Origin of the sequence: Corynebacterium fournieri (assembly GCF_030408775.1) — a bacterium.
Taxonomy (GTDB): Bacteria; Actinomycetota; Actinomycetes; order Mycobacteriales; family Mycobacteriaceae; genus Corynebacterium; species Corynebacterium fournieri.
On record NZ_CP047210.1, the window covers coordinates 1766666 to 1789870 of the forward strand.

The 23205-nt window shown below is 66.8% G+C and carries 13 protein-coding genes; 6 read left to right on the forward strand and 7 right to left on the reverse strand.

The annotated features are described in order from the left end of the window. Positions 1–4: 4 nt before the first annotated feature. Both CFOUR_RS08515 and CFOUR_RS08520 read right to left on the reverse strand, forming a co-directional pair. Positions 5–1945, reverse strand: coding sequence for a phospholipase C (locus CFOUR_RS08515; protein ID WP_085956687.1), 1941 nt, complete (start codon positions 1943–1945; stop codon positions 5–7). A 263-nt stretch (positions 1946–2208) separates the two neighbouring features. Further along, on the reverse strand, positions 2209–3426 hold the full coding sequence (locus tag CFOUR_RS08520; RefSeq protein ID WP_179154765.1) for an alpha/beta fold hydrolase: 1218 nt from the start codon (positions 3424–3426) through the stop codon (positions 2209–2211). Between the two features lie 17 nt (positions 3427–3443). Between CFOUR_RS08520 and CFOUR_RS08525 the strand changes: the two genes are divergently transcribed. Then, the gene (locus CFOUR_RS08525; RefSeq protein ID WP_290179145.1) at positions 3444–5426 is read left to right on the forward strand and encodes a hypothetical protein; all 1983 of its coding nucleotides are present in this window, start codon (positions 3444–3446) and stop codon (positions 5424–5426) included. A 15-nt stretch (positions 5427–5441) separates the two neighbouring features. Here the strand turns inward: CFOUR_RS08525 and lepA are convergent, their stop codons facing one another. Continuing rightward, complete coding sequence (gene lepA, locus CFOUR_RS08530) at positions 5442–7310, reverse strand: translation elongation factor 4 (RefSeq protein ID WP_085956690.1); 1869 nt, start codon at positions 7308–7310, stop codon at positions 5442–5444. A gap of 45 nt (positions 7311–7355) precedes the next feature. Here lepA and CFOUR_RS08535 point away from each other — a divergent pair, with 45 nt between their 5' ends. The 4 genes from CFOUR_RS08535 (at position 7356) to CFOUR_RS08550 (ending at position 10336) form a co-directional block, all read left to right on the forward strand. Then, positions 7356–8258 carry a CPBP family intramembrane glutamic endopeptidase gene (locus CFOUR_RS08535; RefSeq protein ID WP_085956691.1) on the forward strand — a complete coding sequence of 301 codons (903 nt, stop codon included), beginning with the start codon at positions 7356–7358 and terminating at the stop codon, positions 8256–8258. Positions 8259–8288: 30 nt separating this feature from the next. Next, positions 8289–8807 (forward strand): type II toxin-antitoxin system PemK/MazF family toxin, encoded by a 519-nt coding sequence (locus tag CFOUR_RS08540; RefSeq protein ID WP_230471729.1) that lies wholly within the window; start codon positions 8289–8291, stop codon positions 8805–8807. Between the two features lie 188 nt (positions 8808–8995). After that, the gene (rpsT, locus tag CFOUR_RS08545; RefSeq protein ID WP_038612735.1) at positions 8996–9259 is read left to right on the forward strand and encodes a 30S ribosomal protein S20; all 264 of its coding nucleotides are present in this window, start codon (positions 8996–8998) and stop codon (positions 9257–9259) included. A gap of 90 nt (positions 9260–9349) precedes the next feature. Beyond that, a complete protein-coding gene (locus CFOUR_RS08550; RefSeq protein ID WP_230471730.1) occupies positions 9350–10336 on the forward strand; it encodes a CE1 family esterase in 987 nt (328 codons plus the stop codon). On the opposite strand, the gene CFOUR_RS08555 is transcribed toward CFOUR_RS08550, so the two are convergent. After that, entirely contained in the window at positions 10333–10980 is a 648-nt protein-coding gene (locus tag CFOUR_RS08555) for a LysE family translocator (RefSeq protein ID WP_085956692.1), read from the reverse strand. The genes CFOUR_RS08550 and CFOUR_RS08555 overlap by 4 nt on opposite strands. Next, the gene (holA, locus tag CFOUR_RS08560) at positions 10977–11912 is read right to left on the reverse strand and encodes a DNA polymerase III subunit delta (protein ID WP_085956693.1); all 936 of its coding nucleotides are present in this window, start codon (positions 11910–11912) and stop codon (positions 10977–10979) included. Before holA ends, CFOUR_RS08555 begins: the two co-directional genes overlap by 4 nt. A 204-nt stretch (positions 11913–12116) precedes the next feature. On the opposite strand from holA, the gene CFOUR_RS08565 reads away from it, so the two are divergent. Further along, positions 12117–20897, forward strand: a complete 8781-nt coding sequence (locus CFOUR_RS08565) for a Rib/alpha-like domain-containing protein (protein ID WP_290179155.1) — start codon at positions 12117–12119, stop codon at positions 20895–20897. A 48-nt stretch (positions 20898–20945) separates the two neighbouring features. Here CFOUR_RS08565 and CFOUR_RS08570 read toward each other — a convergent pair whose 3' ends face one another. Together CFOUR_RS08570 and CFOUR_RS08575 are read right to left on the reverse strand one after the other, a co-directional pair. Continuing rightward, a complete protein-coding gene (locus CFOUR_RS08570) occupies positions 20946–22523 on the reverse strand; it encodes a ComEC/Rec2 family competence protein (RefSeq protein WP_290179157.1) in 1578 nt (525 codons plus the stop codon). 3 nt (positions 22524–22526) lie between these two features. Beyond that, positions 22527–23192 carry a ComEA family DNA-binding protein gene (locus CFOUR_RS08575; protein WP_290179159.1) on the reverse strand — a complete coding sequence of 222 codons (666 nt, stop codon included), beginning with the start codon at positions 23190–23192 and terminating at the stop codon, positions 22527–22529. Positions 23193–23205: the final 13 nt, after the last annotated feature.

Genomic DNA, 23205 nt, shown 5'->3' on the forward strand with positions numbered 1-23205 from the left:
GGGTTTAGAACGGCAGCTTGAAGTTCTCAACCATCTTCGGGTCGACACCAGGCATGCCGTTCATGTACCAGCTGCCAATGCCGACCGCGATGGCCAGCGCCAGCACCACAGCGGCGATGATGCCGCCCTTGGAGGAACCATCAGCATCGCTGGACTCGGAGGAGTTGCTCTGCTGCTCGGCCGGGGAGGCGTCCTTCTTAGCCAGCGTGGTGTAGGCCGGCACCCCCTTCTCCGTCACCAGCGGGTTGTTCATGCCCTCGACGACCGGCTTGAGGTTGGTGGTCTCGCGGGAGGTGTTGTCCACGCGCTCGATGGAGGCGTAGTCCTTCGCCACGGTGCCGTCGGTTTCGTTGAGGAACACTTTCGGCGCCTTCGCGCCGCTGAAGTCGAACATCGAATTCAGCTCGCCGGCGCGCTCGTCGAAGGCGATGCCGCCGAGACGGCCCAAGCCCCAGTTGTCCTGGATGAACTTGGTGATGGAGGTTTGCTCCGTGTAGGTCGAGTCGATGTGGTTGACCTTGGAGTACGGCGAAACCACCAGCAGCGGCTGACGGGTACCCGGTCCGCACTGGCCGTGCTTGTCGCCGGCGACGCCGACCTTCTTTGCAGCGGCGGTGCAGATCTCCTTGTCCTGGTGTGGATCGTTGGAGCCGTTGAGGATCTCGGGCGCCTTGTGGTCGTACCAGCCGTCGGAGTCGTCGTACGCGATGACCACGGCGGTGGAGTCCCACTGCGGGGAGTTCTGCAGCTCGTTGATGTAGTGAGTGATAAACGCCTGCTCATCCAGCGGGTTGGAGTAGCCGGCGTGGCCGTCCTGGTAGTTCGCGGCCTTGAGGAAGGACACGGCCGGCAGGTTGCCCTGCTGAAGCGCGGTGTCGAAATCCTTCAGGTCGTACTGGTGGTTCGCGCGGTCCGTCTTGCCGATCATCTCGTCCGACGACGGGGCGAGGTGATGCGGGTTCGCGGTGGAGGCGTAGTACTGGAACGGCTGGTGGTGCGGGTTGTAGTCCGTTTGATCCTGGCCGCTCAACGTCTTGTGCGCCGCGCCGCAGCGAGCACGGCTGTTGTCGGTGGCTTCCTCAGTCGGGCGGAAGCCGCCCTGGAACCAGCCCCAGGTCACATCCTTTTCATTGAGCTGATCGCCGATGTTCTTCGAGTGCATCGCCGTGACCTGGTTGGTGCCTGCCGAGGACTTGTTGGAGCAGTCGTCGAATAGCGGGTCCGGGTCGCCCACCACGGTGGCTGTCATGCCGTCTTCAGACACCCCCGCGAGTGCGTGGTTCTCCCCGTCCTTGATCTTCTGCTGCTCGCCGGTGGCGGGATCGTGCATTGTGGCGTCGGCCAAGGTGCCCGAAATCAGGTTCAGCGCACCCGGAGTGGAAGGGCCGAAGATGGTGGAGAAGCTGTTGTCGTTCAGCGCAAAGTTCTGTGCGTAGTTCCACAGACCCGTCACGGTGTTGCCGTCGTAGTAGCCCATGGTCATGCCGGGGGTGGCAAACGCGTCTTGGCCGTACTTGTCGATGTCGGTGGACACCGTCTCCGGGAACTTATCCATCTTGCCGCCGTTGTAGGCAGCCTGTTCATCACCGTAGTGGTGGTTCTGGTCGGTGGTCACCGCATTACCCGGGCCGATGCGGAACGGCTTGATCGAGTTCGGGTTCTTCTCGCCCAACAGGTCCGCGTTTTCCAGGTTGTCGGCCTTCGGGGTGTCCGGCTTCGCCTCAAATTTCGGCGCGGCCTTGCCGCTGCCCTGCAGCGTCTCACCGTCCTTGTTCAACGCGTTGGGGTAGGTGGCGAAGTAGTGATCGAAGGAGATGTTCTCCGAATAGATCACCACGACGTGTTCGATCGGCGTCTTGGTTGCGGCGTCTGCGACGCCGGGGATAAACGGGGCTGTTGCGGCGGCGGCAGCGCAAGCTGCGATGGCACGGGTGCGGAGCTTCATGGTGTCCAACTTTCAGTCAGGCGAGGATGAAAACGACGAAAGCTGCGGGGGCCTCCTGCAAGAGGTCCGGGCCCTTTCAGCAATGATTTAATGCCCGCTGATACTTACTGTGCAAGACCTGAAATTCCCGCCGCCGAACACGGGTTTTCGCCCAAAACCCCAGCACCTGGGCATGGCGCGCACAGCATCGCCCCATCAACCGTTTTCCCAGAATTTACCTGTGGTTCAACTTTCGGGGTTGCGCCGGGGGCGCTCGCGCACGGCTAGTCCAGCATCTCAAACAGGCCGCGGGCAACCTCGGCGCCGTGCGACCAGATGCCGTCGTGGAACCACTCCGAGTGCGTCCACACCTTCAGGTTCGGGGTCTTGCCCGCAGAGCGCGCGGTGAGCTCGTACGGGATGAACACGTCCTTTTCGTACAGGATCGCCGCCGCAGGCACCTCGTTGTCCGCAGGGTCGATTGCCTGCGCATTTAAGTCGGTGCGCTGGTGCACCTCATCCACGGCCCGGTAGAAGGGCCGCAGCGCGGGGTCCTCCTCGAAGTGGGTGCGGAAGAAGTGGTTGCCAAAAAGGGGTAGGTCGGCGAACTCCTCGCGCCAGATGCGGTCCGCGGACCAGTTCACGGCATACCCGGGCCGGGCCATGACCGTTTCGTGGATCACGGCCCACAGCGGCATGGTCTCCAGCGAGATAATGCTGCCCAGCTGCGCCAGGAAGTCGCCGCGCAGGCGTTTTTCGCCGCCGCTGGTGGTAAACGGCGCTTCAAAGAGGTTGGCCAGCCGCGCGAAATCGTCATCTTCGCCCAGCAGCACACCCGCCATCTTCATGCGGGTGGATGACAGGCGCTCCCCCGTCGGCATGCGCTCGTCGTGGTTGTCCACGTGGTCCGCGACTTCGCTCACGCGGGAGCGCATCCACGGGATCGCGTCGAAAAGCTCGCGCTGGCGCTGGGCGAGCAACTGGAACGTCTGGCGGTTGAACGCGTCGACATCCATCTCCGGCTCCGGCACGGCGCCGGCCAGGTGCACCCGCCGCAGCCCTTCCGGGAAATAGGTGAGGTAGGAGCCCGCGCACGCGGCGCCGAAGGAGTTGCCCAACAGATCCCACTGCTCGAGCCCCAGGTGCTGGCGCATGGCCTCTGCATCCGCGGCCACGTCCGGCGGGCGCAGGTGCGCGAGCATGTCTGCGGTGATGCGCTCGGGCGTGGTGCGGTCGATCTTGGTGGAGCGGCCGGTGCCTCGCTCGTCGATGAGGAACACCCGGTAGCGTTTCAGCGCCTCCGGGATCCACTCCATGAGGGTGCGCGGCCCCGGCTTGCCGGGTCCACCCTGGAAGTACGCCAGGGCCGGGAGGTTGTCGTCGACAGAAAGCTCGCGGCAGAACACACTGATGCTGCCTAGCGACGCATCCTCACGGGACACCGGCACCTCGATCTCGTGCTCCCTGACGTTTACGCCAGGCCAGAAAACTGTGGAGCCCATGGGATACCCTCCCTCATATGAAAGTGCGTTCGTACCAAGACATCGGACACGACTTTGTCGTTGCCGAGTCGTTCCGGGCAAAGATGCTACCGCAGTGGCGTCTCGCATCTTTTTCGCTTGTGCTGCCCATCCCCGAAAGCGCCAGCGTGGCAAAGGACGGGGCTCCGTTCGACTTCGCCGCGCACGGTTGGAACTACGGCCGGGACAAGGGCATCCGCACCATTGAAAACCCGATGTGGGACCCGGCTGCGGGAGTGTTTCGCAAGCCGGACGAGCGCGAGGGCTACTACGGCGATCTCATCGTCGAAGGTGGCCGGCCCTACTACAACGACGCACGCAGCCGCTTCCTCGAGCCGTTGCACGACGCGGTCGGCGCCGGCTCGATCGACGCCGATGTCAAGCGCACCGCGGACAGCCGCCCGCACGCGGCCCGGGAAGTCTTCCACCACGCGGAGCTCGACAGTGTGGTGGCGGCAAACCGCAAGCGTCGCCTGGCCCCGCCGGCCAAGGCACAAGAGGTGGAGCTTTCAGACGCCGGCTGGGATCCGACCATCGCGGCGCACCACATCGAGTTTCAGGCAGTCGAAAACGAGACTCTGTTCGAGCTGGTCAACTACGACCACCAGGTGGCGTGGGAGGACCAGATACGCGGCGCGCGCGGCAGCCACGGCAGCGCAACGCTGCGGCTTTTGTCCGCCGAGGTGCTGCAGTTCCACGACCTGCACCTGACCGACTTAGCTGGCAAGGTCCCGGAGCCTGCACACGTGGTCAGCGACTTTCTCGTGCTCAACGTGGTCGCAGAAAACATCTCGTCGGCCACGCTTGGGTTTTTGAGCGCCGCATTGACCAAACCGCGCAACTCCGTGCAGTTTTACGACCGCGCGGGCGACTACGACTTCAGCCCGCCGCAGCTCTACCCGCTGACCAAATTCACCAACCTCGCCGTCGCGCAGATCGACAAAGCGCTTTCCCGCCCTTGCTCGATGAAGCTGACCACCAGTGGCAGTTTGATCTCCACGTGCACCTCCGACTGCGCCGAAAGCACCTTCACGCTGCCCGCGCCGCAGCGCGTCGCCGTGGCCATCCCCAACCCCGCCAAGCCCGAGCAATTTGAAGAGACCCTCAGCGAAGGCAACAACGGCTCAGTGCCTTCGCTTATCGACGCACCTTTGGTCCTCGACGACCCGGACAGTGCCTGGAAATGGCACGAACAGTGGGCCTGGCAGATCCTCACCGGGGCGGACTCCTACCCCGAGCAAGTTCCCCTGCAGACCCCGGAGGCGCTCAGCGGTTTCGTCGCCGCGAAGCTGTCGTCCTGGACGGTGATGACATCGGACTCGGGGGTGGGCATGGTGCGCAGCAAGTCCGCCAGCCGCGAAGGGATGCGCTACTGGTCGCTGGCCAGCACCCGGTTCGTGGACATCGTGGTGCTGCAGATGCGCGCCCAGGCCGGGGAGACACACCTGCGCAAATCCTTGAAAATCATCGGCGACCGCGGCGCGCACCGCGCGGGGGCTGATGCTTCCGGCACGGCGACGCTGGAGAAAAAGGCGCTGCAGGCGGATTTGGAGCGCCTGGAGAAGCTGCAGCTGGACCACATTGAGATCCGAGACAAGCTGTGGTTCCGCCGAGTTCCCGGCCGCGACATCGACACCCGCGTGCTCAAAGGCCTGCAGCGCGCCACCGGCTTCGACCAGTTACGCGACGACTTCGACACCAAGGTCAAATCCCGCCAGGGCGTGATCCGCACCCAGTTCGAGCAAGTCTCTGGCCAGATCGCCGAGGAGGAAGCGAAACGCTCCGAGGCGATGAACCTGATCTTGGGCTTCGTCGCCGCGGCCATCGGTGCCCCGGACTGGGCCGAGGCCGCCGGGTGGAGCGGGCTGTGGGGCAACCTCGCCATGGCCGCCATCATCTTTGTGCTGATGTTCGCCCTGGTGTGGGCCCTGCAAGCAGTGTTCAAGCAGGGCAAGCGGTTCACCTTCGGCGAGGCGGACTAGCGCCTAACCTTCCGCCTACTCGTCGCCGTCGGTGGACAGCGCGGCGACGAACGCCTCCTGCGGCACGGTGACCGAGCCGATGTTCTTCATGCGCTTCTTACCGGCCTTCTGCTTCTCCAACAGCTTGCGCTTGCGGGAGATGTCGCCGCCGTAGCACTTGGACAACACGTCCTTGCGCAGGGCGCGGATGTTTTCGCGGGCGATGATCTTGGAACCGATCGCGGCCTGGACCGGCACCTCGAACTGCTGGCGCGGGATGAGTTCCTTGAGCTTTTTGGTCATCTTGTTGCCGTACCATTGAGCGGAATCCCTGTGCACGATGGCGGAAAACGCGTCCACCGGCTCGCCCTGCAGCAGGATGTCCACCTTGACCAGGTCGGCGAGCTGCTCGCCGGCCTCCTCGTAGTTCAGCGAGGCGTAGCCCTTCGTGCGGGACTTGAGCATGTCGAAGAAGTCGAAGATGATCTCGCCGAGCGGCATGATGTAGCGCAGCTCCACGCGGTCTTCGGAGAGGTATTCCATGTTCTTCATCTGCCCGCGCTTGGACTGGCACAGCTCCATGGTGGAGCCGACGAACTCCTGGGGCACGATGATGGTCATGTTCACAATCGGTTCGTAGACCTCGGGGATCTTGCCACCGGGCCAGTCGGAGGGGTTGTGCACGATCTGCTCGGTGCCGTCTTCGGCCACCACGCGGTAGGTCACGCTCGGCGCGGTGGAGATCAGGTCCAGGTCGAACTCGCGCTCCAGGCGGGTGCGGGTGATCTCCATGTGCAAAAGGCCCAAGAATCCGCAGCGGAAGCCGAAGCCGAGTGCCACGGAGGTCTCGGGCTCCCAGGTCAGGGATGCGTCGTTAAGCTGCAGCTTCTCCAGCGACTCGCGCAGCGCCGGGAAGTCCTCCTGGCTGACCGGGAACAGGCCCGAGTAGACCATCGGCTTGACGTCCTCAAAACCTTCCAAGGGCTCCGAAGCACCCTTGGAAGCCCACGTCACCGTGTCGCCCACGCGGGTATCGCGCACGTCTTTGACACCGGTGATGAGGTAGCCCACCTCGCCCGGTCCCAGCCCCTTGGTCTTCTTCATCGTGGGCGAGACCACGCCGATCTCCAGGATCTCCAGGGTCTTGCCGGTGTTCATCATGAGCACCTTCTGGTTCGGCTCGAGCTTGCCGTCCATCATGCGCACGTAGGTGACCACGCCGCGGTAGGTGTCGTAGACCGAGTCGAAGATCAGCGCACGTGCGGGAGCATCGGTCGCTGACGCGCCCGACGGGGAGGTGGGCGCCGGAATTAGGTCGACGACCTTATCCAAAAGCTCCGGCACGCCCTCGCCCGTCTTGCCGGAGACGCGCAGCACGTCCTCCGGCTCGCAGCCGATGATGTTGGCGATCTCCAGGGCGTACTTCTCCGGGTCCGCCGCCGGCAGGTCGATCTTGTTCAGCACCGGGATGATCTCGAGGTCGTTGTCGATGGCCATATACAGGTTGGCCAGGGTTTGCGCCTCGATGCCTTGGGCTGCGTCGACAAGCAAAATCGCTCCCTCGCACGCGTCCAAGCTGCGCGCGACCTCGTAGGAGAAGTCCACGTGGCCGGGGGTGTCGATCATCTGCAGGACCATCTGCTCGCCGGCGTGTTCGCCGGTGCTCGGCACCCACGGCAGGCGCACGTTCTGCGCCTTGATGGTGATGCCACGTTCGCGCTCGATGTCCATGTTGTCCAGGTACTGGTCGCGCATTTCGCGCTCGTCCACCACGTGGGACAGCTGCAGGATGCGGTCTGCCAGCGTGGACTTGCCGTGGTCGATGTGGGCGATGATGCAGAAGTTGCGGATGCGGGCGGGGTCCGTGAACGTCTCTTCTGCAAAGTTTTTCGATTTGGCGGCCATAGTTGCCACATCCTACTTTGCGCCCCCGCAGCTACGGTAGGTGCCATGCTGTACCACCGTTTAGGACTTGCGCACCGCTCCCGCCCCGCAAGGTGGTGGCGAGCGCTGATTGAACTCGTTGTGCTCGCCGCATTAGCCGCCGCGTTGACCATCGGCATCATCGTTGTCATCGGGTTTATGGCCGGTCGCTCCGGGCGCGATTTCGCGCAGCTGATCGAGGGCTCGGTCGACCCGCTGACCCCGCTTGTGCAGGTGCTCATCATCGCCGCGATGCTGCCGGCGCCGTTTCTCGCGGCGCGCATCTCCGGGCGCGACCCGCGGGCGCTGTACAGCACCGCGTTACGGCTGCGCTGGAGTGTCCTGTCGCGTGCGCTTTTAGTCGTCGGTGCGGTCTACGGGGCGACAGTACTTTTCGACGTCCTCCGGGGCCTGCCCGAAGACGCAACCGTCACCCCGTTCCGGCTACAAATCGTGGTGGCCCTCATCGTCGCCGTGCCGTTGCAGTCCGCGGCCGAGGAGTTCGTGTTCCGGGGTGCGCTGCCGCAGATCCTCGGCCAGTGGCGCGCACCCGCCTGGCTCGCCTACGCGCTACCGGGGGTGCTGTTTATCGCCGGGCACACGTACAACTGGGTGGGGCTGATCGACATCGCCATTTTTGCCGTGTGCACCGCAGTGCTGACCTGGCGCACCGGCGGGCTGGAGGCCTCGATCGCACTGCACGCCATTAGCAACACAGTGTTTTTCGTCTCCGGTGCGGTGGGCCTGACGGACCCGAACGCGACCGACATCGGTGTCCAGCAGATGCTGTCTGCTTCCCTATTCACGGTGGCGTGCACCGCACTGTTGCTGTGGGTGTTGCGGGGCGTTACCGCACAGTCGTCGCTGGCGGGCGAAGAAGTTTCTAACCAACGGCAGGAACAGCTTGTCACTGTGGACACGACAGCTTAAGGTTTGAGGCAACTGCACACTGGAGGATTAATGAAGGCGTTCGAGCGGCTGAAGCGCATGGCGCGCAAAGGTGAGCGGCCGCGCACGGCCTCGCTCGACCAAGGACTCGCCCAGCTGCACGAGCGGGTGACCAACCAGATCGAACACCGCCGCAACCGCGCCTCCCGTGTGCACGTGCGCCCCACCGGATCTGTGCCGCGCTACGTGTGCTACGCCGCCGACATGGACAGTGTTGCCGAGGCTGGCGAAGTGGTGTGGGTGACGGTGCCTTCACACCCGCCGAAAGAGCGCTCCATGCTGGTGGTCGGACGCGAGCACACCGACATTTTGGGGCTGCTCATCTCTCCGGAAGAAGAGCACGCGGACGACGACCGCTGGTTCGAAATCGGCCCCGGAGATTGGGACGCCTCAGGCAGCCCGTGCTGGGTGCGCCTAGACAAAACGCTCGTGGTGCCGGAGGCGGACGTGCACCGGCGCGGCACCACGGTGCCGCAGCGCCGCTTCGAGCGGGTTGCCAACACGCTGCGCGAGCGCTTCCAGTGGTCGTAGGCGGTTTGGACTGCACCGTCCATCCTGGTATTCTGCGCGAGTTGCCCGTCACCGGCTAGCTTTTCCGGGTGCGCGTTGCTACGCGGACAGGACCTTGGGTTCGCGTTCATACCCAAAGCAGTGCGCAGATAACCCCAGCTGGGACGACGACATCCATGTTCGATTGAGAAACCAAGAGGTATATCACGATGGCTAACATCAAGCAGCAGAAGAAGCGCGTCCTCACCAACGAGAAGCGCCGCATGCGCAACAAGTCCGTCCGCTCCGCCACCCGCACGGAGATCCGCAAGTTCCGCGAGGCTGTGGAGTCCGGCGACAAGGCTGCCGCTGAGGCGCAGCTGCGCGTGGCTTCCCGCAAGCTCGACAAGGCTGTGACCAAGGGCGTGTTCCACCGCAACTCTGCGGCGAACAAGAAGTCCAACATGGCTCGCGCCCTGAACAAGATGGATTAATTCCATCGTGTTTCGCCCCGTGCATCGCTCAACTGGTGCACGGGGCGTTTCGTGTGTAACCCCCTTGAACTAAGAATCGATGTACCCGCTGTGAAACACTCCCGCCGCGCGCTCGCAGCTGCGCTTGCCACCTCCCTGTCGTTGTCCTTGCCGGTCGCGCCGGCCGAGGCGCAGCAGTTCAGCTCCTCCCCCGAGTTTGAGGCGCTGTTGGCCCGCTACGCTCCGGGCGTGGACCCGGACCAGGTGCGCGCGCTCGGGGTGCTGGCGGCGTTGGTGGCCAGCATCGCTATCGCGATTCCGATGGTGAAAAACGTCGCCGTCGGCTCACCCAGCCGCGAGCACACCCACTCGCTGCAGGTTGATGGGCGCGCCCGCACCTACGACGTGGTGCTGCCGCGCGGCTTCGACGCCGAGAAGTCCTACCCGGTGGTGCTGGGCTTCGGCGGCTGGCACCACACCTCACGCAACATGCACGACTACTCCAACCTGGAAAGCCAGTTCTCGGACGCGATCGTGGTCTACGGCCAGGGCGTGGACAATGCGTGGGGCGGCGCGCCCTACGCGGACACCAGCATCGACGAGGATGTCGCGTACACAAAAGCCGTGCTGAACGACGTTGCTTCGCGCTATAACGCCGACACCTCCCGCACCGTCGCCGTGGGGCTGTCCAACGGCGGCGGCTTGGTCGCCGCGCTGGCCTGCCACGCCCCGGAGACGGTGCGCGGCGTGGCGTCGGTGGCGGGCGCGTTCTACTCCCCCACCGTCACCGGCTGCACGAGCGGCGAAGTGCCGACGATGATCATGCACGGCACTAACGACGGCGTGGTGGGCTACAACGGAGGTACCCGCCACGGCGCGTCCTTCGAGTCGGTGGAGAAAGTGGCGCGCACCTTCGCCCGCAAAAACGATTGCGCCATGGTGGCGTCAAAGTCGCGCTCCGGCAGCATCACTACCTTCGACTTCGAGCACTGCTCCGCCCCTGTGCGCATCGAGCGCGTCGAGGGCGGCGGCCACACCTGGTTCGACTCGCCTAGCGCGACGCGCCAGACGGCGCAGTTTTTGCGCCGCTACCTCTAGACCACGCCGACCAGCCCGCGCCCGATGAGCACGGCGCCGACAACCATGAAAAACGCGCCTGCGCCGATGTCGATGTAGGGGCCGGCTCGCAGGAATTTCCGGCGCAGTCGCTCGCCTGAGGTGACCTGGGCGATCAGCCCGAACAGCGTAAAGGAGCTGAGCCACAGCGACGCGATCACGAACAGCGCGGTGACCAGTGAGGGGTTGGCTGGCAGCAGCGGGGCGATCATGGCCGTCAGCGCCACCACGATCTTGGGGTTGGCCAGGTTGGTCATCACCCCGCGGCGGTAGGCGGCGCGGACAGAGCCGAGGCGTTGGACGGCTTCGTCCAAGTCTGAGGGCGGGTCGTGGCGGTCGCGCAGTCCCCCGCGCACGTTGTGCAACCCCATCCAGATGAGTACCCCGCCGCCGACGGTTTGAATCACGGTCACGGCCTGCGGCACCGCGTGCAGCAGCGCCGCCGCCCCGAAGACCGTCAGTGTGAACCACAGCGCGGCGCCGGTGTGGATGCCCAGGTTGGTGGCCCAGGCATGTTTCCGCGAGCGGGTGGCGGTGCGCATGATCAGCACCAGGTCCGGTCCCGGTGCCGCGGCGCCGACAAGGTTAAGGCCGACGATGGCGGCCAGGTCGCCCGGCGCGATCATACGAGCTCCGCGATGCGCCGCACCGCGTTTTCGAGGGCGAACTCCGGATCGCCGCCCTGGCCTTTCACTTCGGCGTCGAGGTCGGAGACGATGATCACGGCGTTGGAGACCGCATCAGTGCTCCATTGGCGCGCGACCTGCATGGTCTTTTTCGCCACATAGGGGTGCATGCCCACCGTGCGGGCGAGCTGGTCCGGGTTGCCGCGGACACCGTGGAGCTTGGCAATGTCGCCGACTTTGCGGGCCAGCGCCGCAGAGACGGACACCGGGCTCACGCCCAACTGCAGCGCCCGGCGGGTGGAAGCCAGCGCCCGGTCGGCGCGGCCGGCGACCGTCTGGTCCGCGATGTCGAAGCCGGCGACCTCCGCCACGCCCACGTAGTAGGCGCGCACGGACTCGACCGTGAGCTCGCCCTCGGTGTCGCTGACCAGCTGGCTCACCGCTGAGGCGAGCTCGCGCAAATCCGAGCCGACCGATTCCAACACTGCCGCCGCCACGTCGGGGGTGGGGCGCACGCCGTGGCGGCGGAATTCCTCCATCAGCCAGGAGCGGCGCTCGTTGTCTTTGAGCGGATCTGCCTTGTGCACCTCGGCGACCTTGGCAAACTTTTTCACCATCGCTTTTTGCCGCCCGCCGCCGGTGTGCTCAATGATCAAGGTGATCCCGGGTGCTGGGTCGACGCAGGCTTTCAGCAGGATCTGTGTGGGTTCCTTGCCGGCGAGTTCCGCGTGCTTGACCACCACCACGCGGTCCTCCGCGAACAGCGACGGGCTGGTGGCCATCGCGATCTCGCCCTCGGAGACATCGCCGGCGCGCAAGGTGGTCACCTCCACGCCCTCGCCGGCTTGGGCGACGATGGCTTTGGTTGCGCGCTCGGCGAGGAAATCATCCTCGCCGAGCACCAGGTGCACGGGGTTGAGCATGCGCGCCATCTTACGTCCTGCACCCACTTCCCACAGAGCGACTCCGCACCGGGGTATTCCCCACAAACCCACAGGGTTTTTAGTTTCCGTAAAACCCTGGCAAATTCCGCAGTGAGTCTTCATACTTGTATTGGAGACTGCGCAAAGCGTCACCGCCCGCGAGCATCCGCGCGCCAGTACCGGACCGGCACAACACAACGGAAGGACCCCCTTATGAGTACGCATCTGACCTCCCGCCACCGCGGCACGTCCATCGCGGCCGCCGCACTCGCCATCGCCACCGTCGCCCCGCTCACCCACGCGGTGGTCTCCCCGGAGTCCACCGCCGACGCCGAGGCTGTGACCAACAGCAATCCAGCCGACCCGAAGTGGGCTGCCCCGGCCGGAACGATTGACGCAGACGCCATCAAAAACGGCTATGTCAACAGTGCCACCGACCTCACCAATGCCGCGAACCTGCTGTCGGGACGCGTCGGCGTGATGGAAACGACCGCGCCGTCGAGCATCTCCGACACCATGGGTCTCAACGGCGTGACGGTGTTCATGCAGTTCCGTGACAAGGACGGCACGCTTTCGCCCGTCTACGCGGCCCAGTCCCAGAAGCTGGCGGGACAGGCGGCCGGCGCGTACGCCTTCGACCTCCGCATGCGCGACGCCAAGGGCAACCTGGTCAAGGACAAAAAGGGCAACTACGTCTCCTTCTACGACGCCAACGGCAAGCCCCACCTGTTCGACGCCTCCGGCGTGGGCAACGGCCAGCAGGCCTACCGCCTGTGGGTGGCGGAGAAAGACCTGGTCAACCCGGAGACCGGCAACCCGTACGTGTACACCCGCCAATCCGGCGGCATCGTGCCCAACTCCTGGGTCGGCGTGGCGCCGGGATCGGGCCAGTACCCGGCGGACGCGTCCGGCATGTTCCAGCTGGCCGGCACCAACATGCAGCGCACCGGCATCTTCCTCACCGAAGCGGTGGACCCCGCCAAGAACTACATGTCCGCCCCCAACGTCAAGGTGGACCCGCTCGGCCCACTGTCCAACCCCGCAACCACCTTGTCCGTGACGGACACCATTTCCGGCTTCGTGTGGCAGGACACGCTCAAGGGCGACCGCACGGTCGGTCCGCCCACCCGCAACACAGGCGACGGCGACACCAACCTCGAGGGCTACAACGTCTTCGCCTCTGTGCTGACTCCGGAGGCGCAGAAGCGCGTCGAGGCAATCGAAAAAGACTCCACGATCACGCAGGCGCAGCGCGCCGGCGCGATCCAGGCCATGCTCAAGGACATGCGCGCGGAAGGCACAGAGCCGATCGCGGTGACAGTGACCGGCAAGACCGATGCGAACGGCCAGTACACCCTGCGCACCGGCTACAAGGACCTCACCGGCAACTCGCGCATGTACATGTGGGTCACGGACCCGAACGGCCAGCAGGTCAACGCCTACTCGCCGTTCCCCACCCCCGTGTTCCAGAAGTACAACGACAACGCAGGCGAAGCGCCCCGCCCGGCCGCGGCAATTGTGCCGGGCATGAACCCGGCGCCGGACAACTTCTACAACTTCGGCTTCGCGGTCCTGCCCTACGGCCCGGTGAAGCTGGACATCCCCAACTACGACCAGCTGCTCAACCCCGCGCCGCTGGGCGGCACCGCGAAACTCAACGTCACCGGCACCCTCCCGCCGATACAGGGCAACCGCATTGTCTGGCGCAATGAAACCACCGGCAAGGTGGTCAAGGAATGCCCGGTGTCCTCCCTCGCCGACGCAAACGCGTGCACCTTCCCGGTGTCCTCGGACCCGTCTGCGGCCGCCGGCACCGTGTACTCCGCGACGCTGTACAGCGGCGTCGACGATCTGCTCGCCTCCGACTCCTTCATTGTCGCCCAGGGCCAAAACGCGGTGAGCCAACCGGCCTACACCGCCAAGGAAACCTTCCCTGGCAGCGCCGTCACGCTGAATCAGACGGACACGTCGGTCCCGGCTGGCACGAAGTTCACGTACGGCACGCCTGTCGACGCCTCCGGAAACCCCGTTTCCGGATGGACCACGCAGCCCGCATCGGACGCGGGGACCGGCGGGTTCACCGCCACCCCGCCGGCGGGCGCCAAGCCGGGCGAGTACAAGATCCCCGTGCAGGTGGTCTACCCGGACGGCTCCCAGGAGACGGTCTACGCCGCCGTCACGGTCAATCCGACCGCGCAGGCGGACACGTTCACCCCGCAGGGCCAGACCACCGAGGCTGTCGTGGGCACGTCCGTGCCGGAGGCCCGCTCCGCCATCTCGAACGTGGCGGACCTGCCCGGCGATGCGACGTACACCTGGGAGAAAGCACCCTCCACCGACAACGTCGGCGACGTCCCAGCCGTGGTGGTTGTGACCTACCCCGACGGCTCCGTGGACCGCGTGCCGGTGACGGTGCGCATCACCCCGGCGCCAGCGAAGCCGCTGAACCAGACCAACGACCCGGCCGGCCAGGACCAGACGGTGAACCTGGGCGACACGCCGGTCGCGCGCGCTTCCATCGCCAACGCAGACGACATGCCGGCAGGCACGTTCTACCGTTTCGAGTCGCCGGTGGACACCTCCACGTCCGGCGACAAGCAGGCCGACGTCATTGTCACCTACCCCGACGACACCGTGGACCGCGTGCCGGTGTCGGTGCACGTGCGCTCCCAGGCGGAGCAGTTCGACCCGTCCGGAACGCAGCAGACGGTGGACAATGGGGCTGAGGTGGACCCGAAGGCGTCGATAAGCAACGCAGGCGACCTCCCCGAGGGCACCACCTTCGAGTTTGAGAAGGCGCCGGACACCACGACGCCGGGCACCAAGGATGCCGTTGTGGTGGTGACGTACCCGGACGGCAGCGTGGACAAGGTCCCCGTGAAGGTCACGGTGACGGCGCAAAATGAGCAGTACGACCCGCAGCCCGCGGTGCAGGTGGTGGACCAGAACACCGAGCTCGACCCGGCGCTGTCCCTGCTGCCGAACCAGCAGCTTCCCGACGGCACCCGCATCGAATGGGCCACCACCCCGGACACCTCCACGCCGGGCACCAAGGACGGCGTTGTGCGCGTGACGTACCCGGACGGCACCACCGACGAAGTCAAGGTGCAGGTGGAGGTCCGCACCCAGGCGGACCAGTACGCCCCGGCGGCGAAGACGCAGACCGTGGACAACGGCGCCACACCGAAGGCGGAAGACTCCATCGCAGACGCAGGGTCGCTGCCGAAGGGCACCAAGATTGCCTGGGAGAGCGCCCCCGACACCTCCTCCCCGGGATCGAAGGACGCCGTCGTCGTGGTCACCTACCCGGACGGGTCCACCGAAAAGATCCCGGTGAGCGTGGTTGTGCGCACGCAGGCCGACGCGCTCACCCCCGAGAGCCAGGACCGCACCGTGGACAACGGCAGCACGTTGGACCCGAAGGACTCCATCACCAACGCCGGCGACCTGCCGGAGGGCACCAAGTTCGCCTTTGAGACGCAGCCTTCGACCAACAAACCAGGCACGTACACCACCAACGTCATCGTCACCTACCCCGACGGCAGCGTGGACACAGTGCCGGTGAAGGTCACCGTGCGCCCGCTTTCGGACACCACTGACCCGAAGGGCGCCGACATCACCGTCGACAACGGCCAAGCAGTCACCCCGGAAGACGTGCTGACAAACGAGGCCGACTTGCCGGAAGGCACCACGCTCGCGCTGGAGAACCCGGTGGACACCTCGAAGCCGGGGCAGCAGCAGGTCACCGTGGTGGTGACGTACCCGGACGGCTCCACCGATAAGGTCACCAAGACCGTGACGGTGCGCCCGCAGTCGGACACCAACACGCCTGAAAGCCAAACCATCGACGTGGTCGAAGGTGCGAAGGCGTACCCCGAGTCGGCGATCACCAACATCGGCGACCTGCCCGCCGGCACCACGTTCACCTGGGCCACCGAACCTGACACCAGCACGACCGGCACCCAGGACGCGGTGGTGCGCGTGACCTACCCGGACGGCTCCACCGAGGACATTCCGGTGCAGGTCAACGTGACGCAGAAGCCGGCGGAGCCGATGAACACGACCAACAAGCCCACCGGCCAGGACGTCACCGTCCAGGCCACCAGCGCACTGAACGCCCGCGATGCCGTGGCAGACGCGGACTCGCTGCCGGCTGGCACGTACTTCGAGTTTGTCAACCCGCCGTCGACGGACAAGCCCGGCACGTTCGACAACGTCGAGGTGCGTGTGGTGTACCCGGACGACACGGTCGACACCATCACCGTGACGGTCACCGTCACCCCGCTTGCGGACGACTACGCTCCCACCGCCACGGAACAGACGGTGGACAACGGCGCCACCCCGGACGCCGCCGCATCCATCGGCAACCTTTCGGGCCTGCCGGCCGGCACGACGGTGGAATGGGACAGCGCGCCTGACACCTCCTCCCCCGGCGACAAGACCGGCACCGTGAAGGTGTCTTACCCCGACGGCTCCACCGACACCGTCGAGGTCACCGTCACCGTGCGGCCGCAGGCCGACACCTCCACCCCCGCGCCCAAGGTGCGCACCGTGGAAAACGGCGCCAAGGACCTGCGTCCGGAGGACTCCATCGCGAACACGGACGAGCTGCCCGGCGCCACCTACGCCTGGGAGACGCAGCCGGACACCAGCAAGACCGGCGTCCAGGACGTCGCTATCACCGTCACCTACCCGGACGGCTCCTCCGAGGTGGTCACAACCCAGATTGTTGTCAGCTCGCTTGCGGACGCGAACGAGCCGGCCGGCCAGCCGCAGACGGTGAATAGGGATGCTGCGGTGGACCCGAAGGCGTCGATAAGCAATGCAAACGACCTGCCGGAAGGCACCACCTTCACCTTCGAGTCCCCCGTGGACACCTCGACGTCCGGCGCCAAGGACGCGGTGGTGCTGGTGACTTACCCGGACGGCTCCGTCGACCGCGTCAGCGTGCAGGTCAACGTGCGCACCGACGAGCAGTACTACGCGCCCACCGGCAGGACGCAGACCGTCAACATCGGCGACGACCCGGCGCCCGCCGCCTCCATCGTCAACCCGGATTCGCTACCGGTGGGCACCAAGCTGACGTGGGAGAGCGCACCGGATACCTCGAGCGCCGGCGTGAAAGACGCCGTCGTGCGCGTGGAATACCCGGACGGCACCTCCGAGACCGTCAACGTCAGCGTGAACGTCCGCTCCAACGAGCAGCAGTACACCCCGCACGCGGGGCTGCAGGTGGTGGACAAGGGCGCAAAACCGGCCGCCGCCGACTCCGTCGACAACGCCGGCGATCTTCCCGAGGGCACCGAAATCACCTGGGTGACCGAGCCCGACACCTCCTCGCCCGGCCAGAAGACTGGCGAGGTCCTGGTGACCTACCCCGACGGCACCTCCGAGACCCTCCCGGTCGTGGTGCAGGTGCGCGACGACGCCGCGATGCACGAGCCCACCGCCACCGACCAGGTGGTCAACCAGGGCGACTCCGCCGACCCGCGCAACTCCCTCACCGGCGACCTGCCGGAGGGCACGAACCTCAGCTGGGAACAGCCGGTGGACACCTCAACCTCCGGTGTGAAGGACGCCGTAGTGGTGGTGACCTACCCGGACGGCTCCGTGGACCGTGTGCCGGCGAAGGTCATCGTGCGCACCCACACTGACCAGTACGACGCCGCCGGCCAAGACATCACCGCCGTCGAAGGCGTGGACGCGCCGCCGGCCCGCACCGCCATCGCCAACGTGGCGGACCTGCCCGCCGACGCCACCTACACCTGGTCGGTGGCCCCCGACACCTCCGCCACCGGCGACGTCCCGGCAGTGGTGCTGGTGACCTACCCCGACGGCACGGTCGACCGCGTCCCGGTCACCGTCCACGTCATCGCGGCACCGAAAACCCCGATGAACGAGGAGCACACGCCGAAACCCGCCGAGCAAACGGTCAACGTCGGCAACAGCGTCGTGCCGCGCGCTTCCGTTGACAACGTCTCCGACCTGCCGGCCGGCTCCTACTTCGAGTTCGAGCAGCCGGTGGACACCTCCACCCCGGGTTCCAAGAACGCCACGGTGGTGGTGACCTACCCGGACCGCACCACCGACAAGGTCGACGTCACCGTCGTCGTGCGCTCCCAAGCCGACCAGTTCACCCCAGAGGGTCAGCCGCAGAGCACCAACCACGGGCAGGTGCCGGCGGCCACCGGCTCCATCGTCAACGCTGCCGAGCTGCCCGCTGGCACTACTGTGACCTGGAAGACCGAGCCGGACGTGTCCGCGCCGGGCACCAAGGACGCCGAGGTGCTGGTGACCTACCCGGACGGCTCCAGCGAGACCGTGAAGGTCAAGGTTGACGTCCGCGAGCAGTCGCAGCAGTTCAACCCGCAGGGCCAGGACCAGTCCGTGAAGGAGGGCGAGGCCCCTGAGGCGTCCGGGTCCATCGCCAACCCGGAACTGCTGCCCGAAGGAACCACCATCACCTGGGAATCCGCGCCGGACACCTCCACCCCGGGTGCGAAGGACGCCACCGTGGTGGTGACCTACCCGGACGGCACCACCGACAAGGTCAACGTCAAGGTCACTGTCGGCTCCATGGCGGACCAGCACGACCCGGTGGGCCAGGACCAGACCGTCAATAGCGGCGACGTGCCGCAGGCCGGCAACTCCGTGGCCAACCTCTCCGACCTGCCGGCCGGCACCACAACCGGTTGGAAATCCGCCCCGGACACCTCCACCCCGGGTGCGAAGGACGCCACCGTGGTGGTGACCTACCCGGACGGCACCACGGACACCGTCGACGTCACCATCGACGTTGCAAGCCAGGCCGAGCAGCAGGACCCGCAGGGCCAGGGCATCCAGGCCGTGGTGGACACACCCGCGCCGAACGCCGCCACGGCAATCAAAAACGCCTCCGACCTGCCGGCCGGCACCACCATCACCTGGGACGAGGAGCCTGACACCTCCAAGCCGGGCACCGTCCCTGCGACGGTGGTGGTGACTTACCCGGACAAGACTGAGGACCGCGTGCCGGTCGAGGTCACCGTCGTGGAGGCTCCCGCGACGCCGATGAACGAGTCCTACCAGCCCGACACCCGCCCGGTGTTCACGAAACAGTTTGTGGACGCCCCTGCGGCCGCCACCGCCGTCGTCAACGCCGACACCTTCCCGCCGGGCACTCACATCGAGTGGACCGCCGAACCGGACACCTCCGTGCCCGGCGAGCAAACCGTGTCCGTCACCGTGACGTACCCGGACGGTACGAAGGACGTCGTGGAGACCACCCTCACCGTGGGCCAGTCCTTGGCCACCACGCACACGCCGTTCTGGGACCAGACCCACGCCCAGCCTGGCGCGCGTGTGACCCTGCCGCAGGTCGGCGACCGTTCCTTGCCGGCCGGCACCACGTTCACCGTGGACAACCCGGCGTTTGTCATCGCCGACGACGGCACGGCCTACTTCACCGTGCCTGCCGACGCGAAGCCCGGCGACGTGTTCACGACCACCGTGACCATCCGCTACCCGGACGGCTCCTACGAGACGGAGGAAATCCGTATCACGGCGGGGATGGCCTACAACCCGAGCTACGGCGATCCCGTCGCCGCGGCGCTCGGCGGCTCCGGCACCGCGCTGCTGACCTTCGAGGTTGTCCCGGACGTGTCCGAGGCCCGCATCACCGCGGCCCACGACCACAACGGGCTGTGGCACATCTCCGATCCGGACGCGCACGGCAACATCACCGCAGTCGGCCCGACGTTGGAGACGCTGGCGAAGATGTACACCGGCAAGGAGTCGATCGCGGAGCTCGCATCGCTTTTCGACGCCTCCGCCGACGTCACCGTCACCTACCGCCCGGGCGTCCCTGCCGACGAGGATGTCACCGCACGGTTCACGCTCGTGGCTGTCGACGGCACGCCGATGTCCCAGGTGTCCGACTGGGACGGCGACGGCGTGTCCAACGAGGACGAAGTGGCCAAGGGCTCGAACCCGTTCGACCCGGCATCCGTGCCGGCCGGCACCGACACGGAGCCGGAGCAGCCCGAGCCGGAGCAGCCCGAGCCGGAGCAGCCGAACGGCGGCTACCCGCCGGAAGTCACCGTTACCCCGGGCGGCTCCACCGAGGTCCCCGCACCGACGCTGCCGGACGACGCCACCGTCACCCCGGCGCCGGAAACGCCCGACTGGGTCGAGGTCAAACCCGACGGCAACGTCGTAGTCACCCCGCCGGAAGACGTCAAGCCGGGCACCTACCCCGTCGAGGTCGAAATCACCCGCCCCGACAAGGACCCGAGCAAGGCCACCATCGACGTCACCGTCACCGAGCCCGAAAAGCCCACCGACGTCTACCCGCCGGAGGTGACCGTCACCCCGGGCGGCACCACAGAGATCCCGGCGCCGGCACTGCCTGACGACGCCACCGTCACCCCGGCACCCAGCGTGCCCGACTGGGTCGAGGTCAAACCCGACGGCAACGTCGTAGTCACCCCGCCGGAAGACGTCAAGCCGGGCACCTACCCCGTCGAGGTCGAAATCACCCGCCCCGACAAGGACCCGAGCAAGGCCACCATCGACGTCACCGTCACCGAGCCCGCCCCGGTGCCCGAAAAGCCCACCGACACGGCCCCTGCGCCGTCTGGTTCCTCGGCGCTGACGGATGAGGAGCGCGGTCGCTGCATCGCCACCGGTGTCGGATTCGGGCTGCCGCTGCTCGCGCTGATCCCGATCGCGATCGGCTCGCAGGTCAACCTGCCGTGGGTCGACGAGTTCTCGCAGCAAGCACACTCGGCACTGCAGGACTTCAACACCCAGCTGCAGCAGAAGACGGGCCTGTACAACCCGGATGTTGCGCAACAGGTGGACAGCATCAACCGCCAGTTGCAGGCGTTCGGCCGCGAGCACGAGACGTTGATCAGCGGCGCCGGCGCGGTCGCCGTGGCAGCACTCGTTGTCACGCTGCTGTGGAAGAACTGCACCCCGGGCGAGCAGCTGAGCTCTGACTCGAGCAGCGAGTAGGCCTCGCTGAGCCCAAAAGGCACCTGATCGGTGGCACTTGCCCGCCGGTCAGGTGCCTTTGCGGTTGGGGAAGATCACGGGGATGCCGTCGCGGGTGGCTACAGGACGTTTCTTCGGCGGGCCGCTTTCAAGCACAACCACCAGCTGCGCCCACTGCGGCACCGGCACAGCCTCCTCGGCGGTGTCCACCACATACGCGCGCAGCCCGGTGTAATCCACCGGTGCGGCGGGCTGATTCATCGCGGCGGCAACAATCACGCATGCGGCCGCCGCGCACACGGTGGCGCGGGGGCGGCCCGCCAAAAACCCAGCGAGCACCCACCCGTAGGCCACCAAGGCCGCAAGCGGGGTCGCCGACACCGTCGCACCAGGCAGTCCCGCGCCGATGCGTGCGACCGTGTGCACCCACCACGCCAGTGGCTCCACGCACCACAGCACCGGCACCTCCAGGCCGCCGGGCAGCAGTGAGCAAACCGCGGCGACGAGGCCGAGCACCGTCACCGGCCCGACCACGGGCGCCACCAGCACGTTGGCGCCGACGGAGACCAGCGAGACTCTGCCCGCCATCAGCGCCACAATCGGCATGGTGGCCAGGTCCGCCGCCACCGCCACGGCCAGTGCCCGCACGAGGATGTCCGGCCAGGCAGTCACCGCCAGCGCGCGGTAGAGCAGCGGGTAGAGCGCCACGATGCCCGCCGTCGCCGCCACCGACAGGGCGAACCCGTGGTGCACCGCAAGGTCCGAATCCACCAGCACCAACCCGACGACGGACAGGCACAGCGCGTGGATGGGCTCGGCCTGCCGGGAGGCAAGCACCGCCACCAGCCCCACCAGGCCGGATACTGAGGCGCGCAGCACGCTCGGCTCCGGCCCCACCAGCGCGGCGTAGACCAAAAGCGCAACCGCGGAGGCGGCGATCCTGCCGCGCAGCCCCGCGCCTATCGCAGCCGCCGCCACCGTGGCGAACGTGGCCACAATCGCGATATTTGCCCCAGACACCGCCGACAAATGGGATAGGCCCGTATCGATGTACGTCTGTTGTTCGGCGGCGGGTTGCAGGGAGACGTCGCCAAGCACCATGCCCGGGATGAGCCCGCGCGCACCTTCGCCCACCTGCGCCTCCACCGCCGCTGCGAAGGTGGAACGCACGTGGTGCGCGAACGCCGCCAAACCTTCAGGCGGGCCGAGGACTTCGACGTGTCCGTCGAGCACGAAAGGGTTCACACCCGGCACGCCGGACTCCTTGGACACCCCGCGGCCCACCACGTGCGCGCCGGCGACCGCCCCATCGGGCAGCTCGTCGGCGAACACCGGCGTCGTCGACGGCTTGCCCGGCACCCGCACACGCACCAGGTAAGCACCCGTGTCCGTCTGTTTCGGGGTGCCGCTGATCGTGCCCACAACCTCGGAGGCGGGGGCGCTTGCGCGGGTGCGCACCGCAGCTGTGAGGGTTGCCGCCGCGCCGAGGCCTGCGGTGAGCACAGCCTGGCCCGGCTCGCGCGCGGCCAGACAACATACGGCGAGGACCCCGGCGACGAGAAGCGCCGCCCAGACCCCGAAGAGGATGCAGCACGCCGCCGCGGCCCACACCGCCAGCGCCGCCGGCACCAGCCGCAGCTCCGACACCGCTTACAGCCCCACCATGTCGCGCATGGCCTCGAACTTCGCAGGCCCGATGCCGCGGACATCCGTGAGCTGTTCCACCGCGGTAAATGGCCCGTTGGCCTCCCGGTGGGCCACGATCGCCGCCGCGGTCGCCTCCCCCACCCCGGGAAGCGCAGTCAGCTCGGCGGCGGAGGCGGAGTTCAGCGACACGGTGCCGGACTCTGCAGGCGCCGCTCCTGCTGCACCGCCGGCCTGGGATGCGCCGCCGGCCGGGGGTGCGGCGCCGATGGCTTGGACGTGGATCTGCTGACCGTCCACAAGCAGTTGCGCCTGGTTGTGCGCCAACAAATCGGCGTGGGGCAGCGGCTGCGCGATTTGGAGGGCGTCGGCGATGCGGGAGCCCTCGTTCAGCGTCATCAGCCCCGGGTTGGCCACCTCCCCCACCACCGCCACGACGACCACCTCGCTGACCTCGGTCGGCGACGCCACCTGCTCCCACGAAACCTCATCGCCCTCCCCGCCCCCGCCGCGCAGCGCCGCCCACGCCCCCACCACAACGAGCAGTGCGACCACCGCCGCGGCGGCCGGCTTCACCGGCACGGACACACGCGGCGCGGGATAGCGCACGGCAAGCAGGTCCTCTTCCCCGGTGGGCCGGGTGAGCTCCTGGAGACGGTCGATGGCGTTCATGCCCGGCACGCTA

What these genes read in the sequence shown, in the direction of transcription:
- CFOUR_RS08515 (WP_085956687.1), bottom strand. Translation starts at nt 1,945, where the DNA reads ATGAAGCTCCGCACCCGTGCCATCGCAGCTTGCGCTGCCGCCGCCGCA.
- CFOUR_RS08520 (WP_179154765.1), bottom strand. Translation starts at nt 3,426, where the DNA reads ATGGGCTCCACAGTTTTCTGGCCTGGCGTAAACGTCAGGGAGCACGAG.
- CFOUR_RS08525 (WP_290179145.1), top strand. Translation starts at nt 3,444, where the DNA reads ATGAAAGTGCGTTCGTACCAAGACATCGGACACGACTTTGTCGTTGCC.
- lepA (WP_085956690.1), bottom strand. Translation starts at nt 7,310, where the DNA reads ATGGCCGCCAAATCGAAAAACTTTGCAGAAGAGACGTTCACGGACCCC.
- CFOUR_RS08535 (WP_085956691.1), top strand. Translation starts at nt 7,356, where the DNA reads ATGCTGTACCACCGTTTAGGACTTGCGCACCGCTCCCGCCCCGCAAGG.
- CFOUR_RS08540 (WP_230471729.1), top strand. Translation starts at nt 8,289, where the DNA reads ATGAAGGCGTTCGAGCGGCTGAAGCGCATGGCGCGCAAAGGTGAGCGG.
- rpsT (WP_038612735.1), top strand. Translation starts at nt 8,996, where the DNA reads ATGGCTAACATCAAGCAGCAGAAGAAGCGCGTCCTCACCAACGAGAAG.
- CFOUR_RS08555 (WP_085956692.1), bottom strand. Translation starts at nt 10,980, where the DNA reads ATGATCGCGCCGGGCGACCTGGCCGCCATCGTCGGCCTTAACCTTGTC.
- holA (WP_085956693.1), bottom strand. Translation starts at nt 11,912, where the DNA reads ATGGCGCGCATGCTCAACCCCGTGCACCTGGTGCTCGGCGAGGATGAT.
- CFOUR_RS08565 (WP_290179155.1), top strand. Translation starts at nt 12,117, where the DNA reads ATGAGTACGCATCTGACCTCCCGCCACCGCGGCACGTCCATCGCGGCC.
- CFOUR_RS08575 (WP_290179159.1), bottom strand. Translation starts at nt 23,192, where the DNA reads ATGAACGCCATCGACCGTCTCCAGGAGCTCACCCGGCCCACCGGGGAA.